Below are 11,499 nucleotides of genomic sequence, written 5' to 3'. Positions count from 1 at the left end.
TACCTGCGACACTCGCAGGTAGTACCGCGTCCCTATCTCTTAAATCGTTCATGCTTCATAGCTGAACCAGACCAGAAATATTCAGCAAGGCGTCAGTCGCCGGGAGCTTACCTTTCTTCTTCTCCTCGATGCTTTCCGCGCCTCATGGGGTGGCGGCCGGTGCAAGGGCGGCGCTTGCGCCGGGAGCCTGCGACGAACCCTTGCACCGGTCGCCACCCCATGAGAGCGAACTGCCCTCTTCCTTAATTTCTCTCCTCTCTTCTTCTCTCATCGTCTTCGATACTGCTGGCATCGAAATAGGCGGGGCGTCTTGAGAGTTCGTCTGCCTCCAGCTGATCAGCGAACAGCGGCACCGCGCGATCGAGACGGCGCCGCAGATTGCGCCGCCGTGCGGCGGCCTTCCTTTCGCCGCTCCAGCGCCTGGGGGCATCCAGCAGGGGGGACCAGCCATGGCACCACCCGAGGCCAGGCCGCACCGCCGGCGCATGCGTAGCCCGGACCGCCTCGCTATCGCCTGCCGCCAGGAGCGTGCAGGCCCAGCGCGTCCGTCCGTCGTCGAGTGTCGGGATATCGGGCGGAGGTACCGTGCAGGGATTGCCCCAGAACACGGTGATCACGGCGCGCATCTTCCTATGCCGCCAGTTGATCGGGACCGGTCTGCTCGACCGTGGCGTCCTCGAAGGCCAGAATATAATCTGCCGCTTGCGTGGCGAGCCGCGCGGCCTTGAAAATCGCGCGTTTGTCGTCGCGGAGCATATCGATCCACGCGCCAATGTAATCAGCGTGGCGCACCGACGGCTGGATGCTCAGTTCCGCAAGAACAAAAGCTGCTGTCAGCTCGGCCACGATCTCCTCGCCCATATAGGCATGGGTGCCGAAACTCCCCGTCTGGTCTCTGTTCAGGCGTTTTACATGGCCGCACCAATGCCCGGTCTCGTGCATGACGGTTCGATACCAATTTACCTGGTCGAAATACGCAAATCGCGGAGGAACCTGTATGTAATCTAGGGCAGGCATATAGAAAGCCTTGTCACCTCCAATACGCAGATCCGCTCCCGTCGCGCAGATCAGACGCTCCGCTCGCGGCACAATGTCACCATCGGCCTGAGGTGACGGCGCCGCCGTCATCTCGATGGGCAAACCGTCGCACTGATCGATGTTGAACACCGTGAACCGTTTAAGGAAGGGCACCGCCCGCGGCTCGGCTTCCAGCTTTTGCCCTTCAGGCACGAATGCGAACCCGCACTGCTGGAGACTGCCCCAGAGCAACAGAACGTTAATCCCGGAATAACGACGTCCTGTGGTGGCGTTGCGTGGCACCGAGGGCGCCGCCACAGTATTCGACCACGGCTGGACCCACGGCAGGCGCCCATTCTCGAGTTCAGCGACGATCCGGTCCGTGACCTCCTGGTAAATGTCGGCGCGTTCACCCGAAGAGCGTACGGCAGAGGCTTTAGCCCTGGTTGCCATGTTACGGATTCCTTCTTCTTCTGGCTGCCTCGGGCGCGGCCGTCTGCCTGCGACGCCGAAGCGATTTGTGTCCAAAATGGCTCGATTGCGGATGGCGCGCGTGTGGCGGACCCATCCACCTCAAAGGCGTTCGAGCATGGTGGCGAAATCGAGCTGAAGCGCGACCCGTCCGACCAGAAGCACCCTCAGCATCCGGTGGTACGCAGCGCATCGGCGCACCGCGCCGAGGCGCCTGGCCCCTGTCGGCGTGTCCAGCACGTCCCATGCGTGGGTCCAGTCCATGACGCCGGCGCCATTTCTTCGGCCGATCAACGCAAACTGGGCGCGCCCGCTGACCGGCATTTTCACCAGGATGCCTCCATGCTCATGAGGCGGGTCGCCGAGGCGATGGATGCGGGCAGACAGGCCTGCTTCCTGCAAGGCGGCAAGCATGTTCCTGATCGAGCGCGGATCTTGCAGAACCCAGGTCGGAACCGGCACCGGCCGATTGCGAACGGCCGGATCCGGATCGAAATCCTCTTCGCGGGGCCGGCGGAAGCAGGACGGTGAGGCGAGGTCGCTTCCCCACAGATCCGCCATCGAGGGGGGACTGTTGTGAGCCCGATACCACGCCGCCTCTGCGAGCACCCACGCGCGCTTGGCCTGGCCAAGCGCGATGCGGCCGGCCAGGTGCGCGAACTGAGCCTCCAGCTCAAGCCGGCGATGAAAATCGCCGTCACGCGGGATATCGGCAATCGCGCGCGCAATCCCCTCCAGTTGACCGCGGTAGTCCTCCCGCGTCTTCGGCTCCCAGTTGAAGACCAGCTTGCCAAAGCGCTGCGCCCGCTGCTCCGCGCGCACCTCTTCCCGGCTCTGCAGAATCTCGACGCGCGTGACGTCGGCCCGGCGAAGCGGCCCTTCCACCCGGTGACCCATCGGGGCAGCGGGATCGCGGATAACGAGCATGCGGTGTCCGCCGAAGATCTGAAGCTCACCCTCGACCGGATGTCCGCTCGCAAACGTCACGCGGAGACGGCAACCATGCTCGCACCCAGAAAATGGGCCTGGCGCGCGCGCCTTCGGCCCGTGGGCTTCCGCGCACCGCGGATCGGTCGTCATGGCAGGAAATCCCATGTTGATAGGAAAAAAGGCGCCCATTGACGGGCGCCTGAAGAGTGCGGCGAGAAGTACATCCTCTGCCGGCTACGCGCTTCTGACGACCGTGCGCGTGGCCGTCGCGTAGCAGACCCGACCGTCCAGACTGTATCGTCTGCGACGGATCTTGATGCAGACCGTCTGGCTCGAACTGCCGGCAAAACAGAACCGCTCCCCGACCGCCAGATCCTCAAAGATCATCGCCTCGGAACCGAACCGTCGTGCTGCCGCCCGCGCGGCGTTCAGGTCGGGATCGCTCGTATTCCGCGTCATTTCTGCCTCTCTCAAGTCTGTTTTCGACCTGATCGGCAGCCTCATGGGGCGGGGGACGGTGCAAGGGCGGCGCTTGCGCCGGGAGCCTGCGACGAACCCTTGCAGCGTTCCCCGCCCCATGACAGCGGTCTCCCCTCCCCTTCTCTCTCTTTTCCTCTCTCCTCGTTCTCTTCTTCCGTTCCGACGTCGCCGGCGCCTTGCCATTGCCCGCGACATCGGAGGATTTGTGTCCAAAATGGCTCGCGGAGTCTGGGCGATCAGATCGCGCGGGAGCCCGTTTTGCGAGCCGCTATCTGAAGGACGGCACGATCACCTCGATCCGTCTCGTTCCGTCGCGCGCAATCGTCCTGTCTGGACGCAGGCCCAATGGTTCAGGTCGATCCTCTCCACGATTGCGCCCGTCGCCAGGTCGACGATGCAGGCGCCGCCGCCATAGCCGTTCAACCGGGGCTTGCTGCAATCGAATGACCATATGAGCGTCCACAGACCTGGCTCGGTCAGACCGCGTTCTGCGCAATCCTGGACGAAGGCAACGACGTTATCGGGCGAGCCTACACGGCTGTGGAGCCAAACGACCGGCCTTCCGGCTGCATCAAGATGGTCATACGCCGCCTCGAAACCCTCAGGGTTCGGATCACCATCGGCCTCTCCGGCTTTGCGCCGCCCATCCAGGGCAAGCAAAGCCTCATGCGCAGCGCTCTCGCTTGTCATTGGGAGGCGCGCTGAGAATCTGGTGAAATATTCGGCCATTCTCTTAATCCTCATCGAACCATGGCAACGCTTCGTCCCGCGGGCCATCCGCGTCGAGCAGCACGTAATCGCAGTCCAGCTCGCGGGCGCGCGCGAACACGGCGTTCAGTGCCCCACTCCCTGTCCAGCAGATGGAGGCTCCATCCTCTGGGACGTGCACAAACCATCCATAGGGCCCGGCAAAAGCACTGAACGAGAGCGCCTCAATTGCTGGGGACACCATCAGCACGCGATCAGACACAGGCAGATGGCCAGTGCTCAAGTCGAGGAATTTGCGGACCCCACGCGGGATGGGTTCTGCTTTCGGCATGGTTCTCTCCGCCTATCCGGCATTTTCGTTGCGGCAGCGGGGCAGAACATCACAGCCCCGCTGCATTGCGTTTCTTCAGGCCGCGGCTGAGGTGGGCGACAGCCGGCCGGCCAGCAGTTCGGCGGCCACATCGAACGGATGGACGCGAGCGGCGTAGCGGTCGCCCAGCGGCACCTCATGCACGATGGAAAACAGGCTCTGCCAACTGTCGGTTCGGCGCTGCACGCGCGCGTTGACCGCCCGCAGATAACCATAGAGGCCGATGGATCCATCGGCGGGCGAGGTAAAATCGTCCGGCTCTTCGCCAGGCCAGAATGGGTCCTGCCCATCCATCTGGAATGGTGCGAGGCGGCTTCCCCACATGCGGACGCCGGGCCCGTCGACGTGCCGGACAGGGCACTCGATCTCGGTGTGGATCCAGTCCGCATCGTGGAACTGGCCGGCACGATCGGCAACATCGAACCCCCGTGGCTTCCGTTCACCACGAGCCATCTGAACAGAGACCAGAAAGGAGACGCGCGGTGCTGCAGTGAAGACTGAGGCGCCGAAGGCGCGCGCCTGTTCGGCAATTTCCGGCACCGTACGAGCTTCGATGCAGACCGAGGGAACCACTTTCTGGCCGTACTCGATCTGAGTGCCGGTCAGCGACTTTCTTTCGTAGCGGCGGGCGGGGTGAGCGGAGAGGATGAATGTCGGCATGCTGTATCTCCAGATACGAAAAAGGCCGCCTCACGGGCGGCCTTGATGCGGGGTTTCGGGGATGCCCCCGATCAGGAGCGGGAGGTAAAAATGTATTCCGCGTGGCCGAACACCATCATCCACGGCGTGGCGTTGCCATCGTGCCCGCTCCGGAAAAGGTCGGTGATAGCCTCGACAGCACTGGAATCCGGCCCGTCCGCCCAACTGACGGTGAGCGCGCCGTAATGCCTTTTGCGCACCGAGAATTTCACGGCGGGAAAGGCCTCCTTGAGCAGGACACGGATGTTCTTCGCGGCGATTGTTCCGTCGCCCGTATCGCCCTGCGTCAGCATGGCGTGGGCCGTGTCTGCACGCAGCCTGGCGATCTCCTGCTCAAACGCTGCCTGCGCGGCCTCTGCCTGGGCTACCTGCTGTGCGATCACCTCGTCTGCATGGCGACACAGGGCAGCAAGCTGTTCCTGGTCGGCAAACCCCTCCTCCCGGTCATGAATCGTCCACTGAACGCCATGCAGGATCGCCTCGGGAAGCAGGCGGGAGTAGCTCCCGGACTCGAACACGATGTCGAACGTGGCAGCGCCGCCGGCGGTGATCGCCGTGCCTGACAGCCGCCTTACAGTGTCGGGCCTCTGCGCGCCATGGATCCTGGTTACGTAGCCGCGGCCACGGTTGTAGAGGATACTCGACACCATGGTGCCGACCTCGATCGGGTTGTTTTGCACGGACATCCGGCTCTCCTTTTTCTTGCTGGATGCTTTCCCGCGTGGCGGGACATGGCGGCCGGGGCCAGAGCGGTGCGTCAGCGCCGTTCATGGAGCCACGCGCAGGGCGCGCAGCGCGCGAGCATGGCGACGCTCTGGCGGCGGCCGCCATGTTCTGGCACGCCCCTCCTCTCCGCCCTTCTCTCTTTTCGCTTCGCTGTTTTCCTCGCGCCCGACCGCCTGCGGCGCGCGGATCGGTACAAGCCAAGGGCGGCATGTCCACCGGACACACCGCCCTTGAAAATCGCAGCCGGGCTTGCCATCATCAGAGGTGGCCGAGGGGCATCCCGGAAAAGATAACCCCTCGGCCGGTGTTTCGGACCGAGTTACTCGGAGAGGCTCTTCAGGACGGTAGCAGCCGCCTGGAGAGCCTTCTTCGTTTTGCGAAGAACCTTCGCAACCCAAGTCCGATCCACCACGATCACGAGGATCATGGTGTTTTCCTCTTCTGATGGGCTTCGGCACCACGGCCCCGAGGTGCCTCACCCGGCTACGATCATGGGGCCGCGACGGGCGACGTCGTAGCCATGCATCGCCCGTTTCGCCGCTACCGGCTCATTCAGGCGGCCCAGAATTTCTCTAGCGGCAGGCTCGTTCTCCGTCCATCCGCCGGCGCCGCAGCCGGAAGACCATTCGGCTCGGCATTCGCCGGCGAGCCGGTGACCACCCGGCATGCGTTGGCGACTGGCACAGCGAACAACGGCAGCGGCTTGTCGTGACGGCCGTCCCAGCTCAATCCGTCGCATGGATCGAGCAGGCCCATCCCAATGGCATCGGTATCGCGCCGGTGGCAGACCCGCTCGTTCCCGCCACGAGGGCGCCGACAGGGGACGCCTGCCGGCGCGGCACAGCCACGACAGGCCACCCGATAGGCGGGGTCACCTTCCTCGAAGGCGGCATAGCACCGCCTGCAGGTGACTGGGCCGGAGGTGCAGGCCCAACGGAGCGGCTGACGCCTGGCGGCTCCGGCGACAGGCGGGCGGAAAGAGACATTCGACATCGGTCTTCTCCTTCTGGAATGCCCATCGGCCGGCCAGGGTGGCCAGGACCTGTCGAAAGCGGCGCCGTGGCGCCGGGAGCGCATCCCACGCGCAGGCGGCGCAGCCGGCGAGCATGGGGAGCACCCACCTTTCGGCAGGGCCTGACCGCTCTGGCAGCCCCACGCTCTTCGCCTGTCCTTCTCCTCTTCTTGCCTATTCCAGGGGACATCCCTCGTCCTCGAGGGCCTCCTGTGCGGCTTCCGCCGGCGGGATCTGCTCCTCGTAGGCATCACGCCAGTAGCGGTCGGGCAAATCGAATACGCCAAGCCCGGTCCGCCTCCAGATCGCGCGGTCGACCGCGCACATCCAACCGTGGAAGCCAAGATGGCCAGCCGTGTAGCTGGCCATCGTCGGGTCCCGATCATTGCGCGGGATCGGATTCTTCCCCGCAAACTGGAACGGCTCGGTCTCGCTGCCCCAACTGGCGATCCCCGACATCACGCTGCCGTCACGAACACGACGTGGCTGTCGAGATGCGCGCGCCCCTCGGGGGTCGAGGCGAACTCATCCCGCAGCCGCTCGGCAACAGCGTCGAGCGCCTCCCCTGCCCCGTCATTCTCCGCAGCCGCGCTCACGCACGCTGCATTGGGGTCCTCCGGCGCCGTCTCATCCTCTGCGGACACCAGGTCCTCACCGTCGTCGGCGTCAGACGGCTCCTCGTCCTGGTCCCCGTCATCGTCCTCGGCGTGCGCCGCGAGACGCGCCGCATGGTGCGCGTCCTTCGCAAGTTTCGCCTTCCACCTGGCTGTCGACTGCGCAAAGCCTGCCGCCTCCGGCACCCAGCGTCCCTCCCCGACATGGGCGATCAGCGCCGCGCGCATCAGCTTCCCCGTGGACTGGGCAGCCAGGCCCTCTGCCTCGACCGCAGTCGTGATGCCGGCCTTGCTGAAGGTCTTCAGGAACTCATCGAACGCCATGTTCGGCATCTGCATGTCCGCATCGAACAGCACGCCGAGCAGCTGCGCCGCGATCCCGCTACCGCTGTGGAGGCTCACATCGCAGTTGGCCACGCTCCTGAGCACCGCCATCGTATGCGTGCGCAGGAGATCGGGATCCCTCACCAGCACACCTTCCGGGAACAGGGCGGCAGCGGCAGCATTGCGCGCGGACGGCTTCCCAAATCCGCCCGTCAGATCTCCCTGGACTGCAATATTGTCTCCACAGAAGGCGAGCAGAAGAGCCCCAACCAGGTCCCATGGCTCCGCAGTCGCGCACGCAGCGTCCAGGGCGCTATGCAGCGCGCGCGTCCGGATCTGGCCGATCATCTTCTCACCGGTTCCCGAGATGTCGCCGCGGACCTTCGGAGCCGGTGCCGACGCCCCCATGGCCGCCCCTGCGCCTGGCTGGGGTGTCCACCGCTCGAGGAAGACGCAACCGACCTTCAGCGTCCGGGAATCCAGGTAGAACGCGCGCGGACCTTCCTTGGCATGCCACAGCCGGCGCATGCCGTCTTCCATCATCGGTTGCCCATATTCATTCGTCGCAAGCAACACATCGTCCTCGCCGAGCTGGCTCTCGATCCATGCGCGCTGCGCGTTCGCGTAGCGCTCACGGTCCACCGTGTAGCGGTTATCCTGGCCGCCCTCGGCGAACAGGTCTTCTTCCCAGGCAATCCCGTGCTTGCGGGCGAGAGCATCGTCGAACGAGGCGTCGCGGGCGAAGAACTGGGTGTGCTCAAGAGCGTGAGCGAAGTCCGTCCAATCGAAATCCTTCGCCTCGTCCTCCGTCATGCGATATTCGGCCGGGTCGGCGTCGCCGGCGGTCGTTTCGCACCAGATTTCAGCCCAGGCGGCTCTCTGCTCGTCCGCCGGCGTCCGCGCGATGACCCGCAGGGCACGCTCGTCCGGACCGTAATCGATCTCGATCGCGTCGAGGATCGGCGGATGCAGGCCGGCCAGCAGCGACAGACGCTTCAGATAGGCAGGCGTGACCATCAGCGCCTTGCACAACTGCCGTTCGGTATAGTTCTTCTCGCGGCGCATCCGGTCGACGTAACGCCACTGGTCGGGCAGCGACATGTCCTCGCGAATCATGTTCTCCGAGCCCGCCGCCAGGTCGTCGAGCTTTTCGTCGCCGGACCGCACGATCACCGGGATCACCTTGAGCTTCGCCATGATCGAGCAACGCACCCGTCGATGCCCGTAGAGGATCATCAGCGTCCCGTCGGCCTGCTCGCGCACGACCGGCGGCTGCAGCACGCCGACGATCTGGATATTCAAGGCGAAGCGACGGTCCTTCTCTTCGTTGGGAGGAGAGGTGCGCGGGTTGTTCGGGTTCGGGATCAGCGTGCGCGGGTCGACTTCGCGAAATTCAGAGGTCATGGTTCGGCCTTTCCGTGAGCGCAGGCATCCGGACAAGCGACGGCACCCCGCCATCACTTTCCTGCCTGATATTCCCCGGCGGGCACGGGCCCGGCGCGCGGGCAAGGCCGCGGCTACGCCGCGCTCGCCTTGGCCTTGAGCGCGCGCCGGGGTCGTGGCAGCCACCTTTCTCTTCTGCTTCTCATCCCTGTTCCGCCTCCTCCCCTGTTTGTCAGGCAGATTGGATTTCCTGCTCTGCCGGGCGTTCCTCCGCCGGATGAATCCGATCGTCGTCAAACGCGAGATCTTCCGCGATCGTCGCGACATCGAGGGCTGCGCCCACGCGATCGACGTACAGGATCACGCCCTCGCGCCGCGCGTCGGTTTCAATGTGCTCCGGCTTCCCGCTGCTCTCGATTTCTCGCCTGGCCTCCCGCTTGGCGATTTCGATCGCCTCCTCCGGTGAGGCGGCGTCGATCGTGAAGCTGTCGTATGCACGCAGCCAGAACGCGATTTTGACCCGATACTCGGCCATGATGATCTCCTGATCGGCATAGATTATTGATAGAGGGGAAGGTCGACGCTGGCTGCGATCGCGATCGGCCTGACCCAGATCGGCGCCGCGCTGAGCATGAAGCTCTCTCCGCTCCAGGCGGCCAGCAGCGTGCGGCCCATTGCCTCCGCGATCGCCTGTGCTGCGTCCGGCGGGACGGCATTGCCGATCCGCTCCCGCCACGCCGTGTCGTTCAGGCCATCGAGTTCGGCCTGTTCCTCCGGGTCGAAGAGGGATTGCAGGCACGCCAACTCGGCGGTCGTGAACGGCCGGTGCCAGGTGCCGTCTTCCGCGCGAATGACCGAAATCAGGCGGTCATCGTGCGCCGGCAACGGCGGGCGTGGATCCGCCACGGCCCAGCGGCCGTTGTCGTGGCCGGCCGCGGCACTCACCGCACCGCAGCCATCCTTCCACCGGACCACGCCGTAATGTCCGGCGGTCAGATAGTCGTCTCCCTTGCCGCGCGCGAGGCCGGGCCGTGGGTCGGCGACGCTCATCGCACCGTCGCTGGGTTGAGAGCGGCCGATAACCGTGGACGTGGCCGCGTCCCAGGCGACGACATGGTAGATGTTGGCGAACTTCCGGTGATTGCTCGGCCGGGGATCGGGGATCTCGGATGCCGCGGGTGAGCAGCCGGGCGTGTCCTGGACAAGCGCGTAGTCGCGCAGCAATCCGTGCTGGACGGCAAGCCGCTCCAGCGATCGCCAGTCCTTCCCGGCCTCGACAAAGGCGAGGCGCACCCATGTCTGCCAGTGCAGCCGCGGAATGCGGTGCATCGGCCCGGCGCCGGCATCGCCGGGCAGCTTCATGCGCGACAGCACATCGCCCACACCCTGCAGCGCCCGCTTCGGGGGTTCCCACAGGAAGGGGCGGACTTTCCGCGCATGCCGCGCGACCAGCAGGAAGCGTTTGCGCCGCTGCGCCAGGCCACCCAATTCGCCGCAATCGTGCGTCGTCTCTGCAACCGCGTATCCGTAAGCGCGCAGAAGGGCGACGATCTGATCGAGCAGCTCGCGCCCGCGCGTCGCAATACGCGGCACGTTCTCGAACAGGATGAACTCGATCGGGTCGTCCTTGTACGCTTCCAGCGTCAGCCAGATGCCACGTAGCGTCAATCTGTTCAGGGCCTGGTATTTCGGCGTCCGGCTGGTCCGCTCCGAGAGCAGGCCGGAGAATCCCTTGCATGGCGCCGAAAGGAACAAAATATGAGGGCGGCGGAAGCCGAACGCGCGGTGAATGTCCTGCGGGCCGGCCTCCCGCCAATCCGCCGGCGGCTCCGTTCCATGGAACGTGCGGTAATGGCCCCGATCGAAGAGGTCCAGCACCGTGCCGGGAACACCGGCCAGGCGCTCGAAGTCCCGGATCGCCGCCGGATCGACATCAATCCCGCCGAGGCATTCGAAATCCGCGGAGAGTGTCCCATGGCGGGCCTTGGCGGCATTGAAGCCCTTTGCGCCGCCCCCCAGTCCGCAGAAGAGGTGGCCATGGAGGATCGTATGGTGCGTGCTGCCGTTCAGCATCGTTTTCCCTTCCCTTTTCAGGGTCGGGGAGCCGGGGCAGCCCGGCCGGGCCAAGTGCGGCGCCCAGGCGCCGGGAGCGCAACCCACGCGCAGGCGGCGTAGCCGGCGAGCATGGGGAGCACCCACCACTTGGTGCGGACGGGGTGGTCTGGCTTTGCGCTTCCTTTGCCTACTCCCCGCTTATTTTTCCCCTACATCTTCGTCCGCAAAGGGGGGGGGAAAGGGTCTGTCCGCTGTCAGGTGAAGTCAGCAAGAAAGCGGACGTGACACGCAAATTCTAGTGATTCAGAAACTGTTGCTTGGCGGGATGAGGATTGAACCATCAGGCTGAATAAAATGGATTCGACGAAAACGAAACATATCCAAATCTGCCATCAATCCGGTACCCTCTCCTTTTGCACCAGCTATGATCATACCCACCGGACAATAGTGGTGAGTCATATTGCGTTCATAATGGACAATTACTGGACCACCGCTGCAACCACTAAGATTGGCTCCGACATCAGGTAAGCGTTCATCAATGATAACTCGACTATCTCGGCTCGAGTCATAGATCGCAATAATATCTCGCTGGGTTACATCTTCGTAAGCGCCGATGGAACCCGGCCTTGTTTTCCATGGTGATAGCGTAAAGCTCGCATTGCAGATGGAGGGCCGTGTGAGTGGATATTGAGCAGTCGAACGAGCCTCGT

The 11,499-nt window shown here is 64.4% G+C and carries 14 protein-coding genes; all 14 read right to left on the bottom strand.

Annotated elements, in window-relative coordinates; translation table 11 throughout:
• Positions 1-242: 242 nt before the first annotated feature.
• Positions 243-617: a hypothetical protein gene (locus HLH48_RS23440; RefSeq protein WP_246387682.1), complete on the bottom strand. Its 375-nt coding sequence runs from the start codon at positions 615-617 to the stop codon at positions 243-245.
• A gap of 13 nt (positions 618-630) precedes the next feature.
• The gene (locus HLH48_RS21870) at positions 631-1,470 is read right to left on the bottom strand and encodes an ArdC family protein (protein ID WP_182999581.1); all 840 of its coding nucleotides are present in this window, start codon (positions 1,468-1,470) and stop codon (positions 631-633) included.
• Between the two features lie 120 nt (positions 1,471-1,590).
• Positions 1,591-2,568 (bottom strand): hypothetical protein, encoded by a 978-nt coding sequence (locus HLH48_RS21865; protein ID WP_182999580.1) that lies wholly within the window; start codon positions 2,566-2,568, stop codon positions 1,591-1,593.
• Positions 2,569-2,652: 84 nt separating this feature from the next.
• Positions 2,653-2,877, bottom strand: a complete 225-nt coding sequence (locus HLH48_RS21860; RefSeq protein WP_182999579.1) for a hypothetical protein — start codon at positions 2,875-2,877, stop codon at positions 2,653-2,655.
• A 309-nt stretch (positions 2,878-3,186) separates the two neighbouring features.
• On the bottom strand, positions 3,187-3,627 hold the full coding sequence (locus tag HLH48_RS21855) for a hypothetical protein (protein WP_182999578.1): 441 nt from the start codon (positions 3,625-3,627) through the stop codon (positions 3,187-3,189).
• A gap of 4 nt (positions 3,628-3,631) precedes the next feature.
• On the bottom strand, positions 3,632-3,937 hold the full coding sequence (locus HLH48_RS21850; RefSeq protein ID WP_182999577.1) for a DUF5983 family protein: 306 nt from the start codon (positions 3,935-3,937) through the stop codon (positions 3,632-3,634).
• A gap of 75 nt (positions 3,938-4,012) precedes the next feature.
• The gene (locus tag HLH48_RS21845; protein ID WP_182999576.1) at positions 4,013-4,636 is read right to left on the bottom strand and encodes a hypothetical protein; all 624 of its coding nucleotides are present in this window, start codon (positions 4,634-4,636) and stop codon (positions 4,013-4,015) included.
• 71 nt (positions 4,637-4,707) lie between these two features.
• Complete coding sequence (locus HLH48_RS21840; RefSeq protein WP_182999575.1) at positions 4,708-5,361, bottom strand: LPD29 domain-containing protein; 654 nt, start codon at positions 5,359-5,361, stop codon at positions 4,708-4,710.
• Positions 5,362-5,953: 592 nt separating this feature from the next.
• Positions 5,954-6,157 (bottom strand): hypothetical protein, encoded by a 204-nt coding sequence (locus tag HLH48_RS21835; protein ID WP_182999574.1) that lies wholly within the window; start codon positions 6,155-6,157, stop codon positions 5,954-5,956.
• A gap of 430 nt (positions 6,158-6,587) precedes the next feature.
• The gene (locus HLH48_RS21830; RefSeq protein ID WP_182999573.1) at positions 6,588-6,872 is read right to left on the bottom strand and encodes a hypothetical protein; all 285 of its coding nucleotides are present in this window, start codon (positions 6,870-6,872) and stop codon (positions 6,588-6,590) included.
• Positions 6,872-8,755, bottom strand: coding sequence for a ParB/RepB/Spo0J family partition protein (locus HLH48_RS21825; protein WP_182999572.1), 1,884 nt, complete (start codon positions 8,753-8,755; stop codon positions 6,872-6,874). The genes HLH48_RS21830 and HLH48_RS21825 overlap by 1 nt, the downstream gene beginning before the upstream one ends.
• 211 nt (positions 8,756-8,966) lie before the next feature.
• Positions 8,967-9,269 (bottom strand): hypothetical protein, encoded by a 303-nt coding sequence (locus HLH48_RS21820; protein WP_182999571.1) that lies wholly within the window; start codon positions 9,267-9,269, stop codon positions 8,967-8,969.
• 23 nt (positions 9,270-9,292) lie between these two features.
• Positions 9,293-10,807 carry a DNA cytosine methyltransferase gene (locus tag HLH48_RS21815; protein ID WP_182999570.1) on the bottom strand — a complete coding sequence of 505 codons (1,515 nt, stop codon included), beginning with the start codon at positions 10,805-10,807 and terminating at the stop codon, positions 9,293-9,295.
• A gap of 285 nt (positions 10,808-11,092) precedes the next feature.
• A partial coding sequence (locus HLH48_RS21810; RefSeq protein ID WP_182999569.1) for a hypothetical protein occupies positions 11,093-11,499 on the bottom strand: 407 nt, incomplete at its 5' end.

The sequence above is a fragment of the Gluconacetobacter sacchari genome (assembly GCF_014174255.1).
Lineage (GTDB): Bacteria > Pseudomonadota > Alphaproteobacteria > Acetobacterales > Acetobacteraceae > Gluconacetobacter > Gluconacetobacter sacchari.
This window is presented reverse-complemented; position numbering and strand designations above follow the sequence as displayed.